Source organism: Haloferax sp. Atlit-12N, assembly GCF_003383095.1.
Lineage (GTDB): Archaea > Halobacteriota > Halobacteria > Halobacteriales > Haloferacaceae > Haloferax.
Window position 1 is genome coordinate 1 of record NZ_PSYW01000026.1, and the last position, 2,314, is coordinate 2,314.

2 protein-coding genes and 1 pseudogene are annotated in these 2,314 nt (G+C 54.9%); 2 read left to right on the plus strand and 1 reads right to left on the minus strand.

Annotation, left to right across the window (positions count from 1 at the left end; translation table 11 throughout):
- Positions 1 to 390: pseudogene (locus C5B90_RS19730) on the plus strand (arylsulfatase); the annotation flags it as partial.
- Positions 391 to 740: 350 nt separating this feature from the next.
- On the plus strand, positions 741 to 1,922 hold the full coding sequence (locus tag C5B90_RS19735) for an ABC transporter ATP-binding protein (protein WP_004967640.1): 1,182 nt from the start codon (positions 741 to 743) through the stop codon (positions 1,920 to 1,922).
- Positions 1,923 to 2,131: 209 nt separating this feature from the next.
- Here the strand turns inward: C5B90_RS19735 and C5B90_RS21095 are convergent.
- Positions 2,132 to 2,314 (minus strand): hypothetical protein (locus C5B90_RS21095; protein ID WP_233512148.1); only part of this gene is annotated, 183 nt, incomplete at its 5' end.

Here is a 2,314-nt window from a genome sequence, read left to right on the forward strand (position 1 = left end):
GACGCCGCTGGCAATGACGTTCCCGAGTCGATGCACGGCCACAGCTTACTCGACGACGACCACCCCAGAATGGGTGAGGCGTTCATCCAGCTCAGTGGCTCGGAAATCGGCCGAGCAATCCGAACGGATCGCTGGAAACTGGGAGTTTCCGCACCGACGTTGACCGGATGGCGCGGGGGCAAAGCAGAGAAGTCGAGCGACCACTACGTCGAGAGATACCTATACAACCTCGCGCGTGACCCCGCCGAACAGGTCAACCTCGTCGGTCGGCCTGAGTACAGAGCCGTCTTCGAACGGCTCAGAGACCGATTGCTTGAGTATATCCGTGATGTCGAAGGTGAAGACCCGACTATCGATCCGGTCTCCAACCCCGGATATCAGGACTACTGACCCCCTTCTGTTGGGTGTTCTTTCGCCTCGATACCTCCAATTGGCTTGTCTTCGAAACGGTCTTTGATTTAGTTTCATGATATATGAAATCCTCAATTCCATCGATATCGGCCAGAGATGGGCACAGGTGGCACATCCCCATGAGTTGACTGTTGCCAACCGCGGCTGTTTCATGTAACATAGAATATTGTGGGGCGAGTTCTGCCGTTGAGTCCGCCTGCTACAGCCTAGGGGTCAATCTCTGAAGTCAGCCGACTGCTCCGAACTTGCCCTCTGTCTTGCCGAGAGGGCTTACCGGAGAAATTCCTACGAGAGCAAGATTTAACACGAATAACAATCTTGGACGTGGTATGGGTAAGCTAGACGTTCAGCACCTCAAGAAGGTGTTCCACGACAATAGCGGAGATATCGTTGCTGTCGACGACTTCGACGTGGAGATCGAAGACGGCGAGTTCATCGTTCTCGTCGGTCCCTCTGGTTGTGGGAAATCCACGACACTACGATGTATCGCAGGTCTCGAGACACCAACATCTGGTGAGTTAGTACTTGACGGCGAGGCAGTTACTGACAACAAGCCTAAGGCGCGGAATATGGCGATGGTGTTCCAGAACTACGCGTTGTACCCGCACATGACTGCAGAAGAAAACATGTCTTTCGGGCTAAAGATGACGACTGACCTCCCGAAGGACGAGATTCGAAAACGGGTTCACGAGGCGGCCGAGATGATGGGTATCGATGATCTGCTCGGTAAGAAGCCGGGTGACCTTTCCGGGGGGCAGCAACAGCGCGTTGCGCTTGGTCGTGCTATCGTCCGTGAACCCGAAGTGTTTCTGATGGACGAGCCGCTATCGAACCTCGACGCGAAACTCCGGACGACGATGCGGACGGAACTCCAGAAAATTCAGCAGAAGTTCGACGTGACGACTATCTACGTCACGCACGACCAGACTGAAGCAATGACCATGTCTGACCGAATCGCCGTGCTCAACGACGGTGAACTGCAGCAGATTGGGACTCCGCTGGAATGCTACCACCAGCCGGAGAATCAGTTCGTCGCCGGCTTCATTGGCTCACCGTCGATGAATTTCTTCGATGTCGAACTCGACACGAGCGGCGAGACGCCAACGCTCGTTCACGACGCCTTTAGCTACGAATTGGACGATGACGTCTACGCAGATATCGAAAGCTCGGGACAACAGTTCACCCTAGGTATCCGTCCTGAAGATATCAAAGCGGTTCCAGCAGGCACACACAACGCGTTGTCGCCGGAAGTGGAGGTAACTGAACCACTGGGCGATGTCACCTACGTCTACCTTCAAATCGGTGGCAAGCAGTATACTGCAACGCTCGAAGGAGACATCGTCATCGAACCGGGGAGGCAGCTAACCGTTCAGTTCCCGCAGGACCGGATTCATCTCTTCGACGGGAAGACGGGCGAGACACTTCGGAACCGCGAGCCACCCGAGTCTAGTGATATCGACGCACTCGTTGGTCTCGACAACGTCGGCAGCGTTGAGGTCGGAGCCGAGTGATGCTGCGGGACAGTCACTAGTAGATCACTCTGCTAGCGAAGCGTCGTCGCTTGGATCGAACTTTCTCTTCCCGATAGTGTAGTTAACACCGCCGTTGCCGATGTCTGTGGAATATGTGTCCATTAGTAAATTATAAATAATGGTGGTCTAATGTGTGCTGTAGGGTTCATCCCATGACAGAGAGTAACTCATCTAGTTTGAGCAGGCGTTCACTCGTGAAGGGCCTCGGTGTTGGCGCAGGCGTCGCACTCGCGGGGTGTACGGGTGGCGGTAATAGTGGAGGCGACAGGCAACTCGGCGGAGGCGATGGGGACACCGCTACCGACCAGAGTAACAGTAGCGGTGATGCAAGCGGGGATGAGGTACTCTTCTGGGAGTACACCTTCCCCAAC

Coding starts and splice junctions, on each gene's coding strand:
- C5B90_RS19735 (WP_004967640.1), top strand. CDS start 741: ATGGGTAAGCTAGACGTTCAGCACCTCAAGAAGGTGTTCCACGACAAT.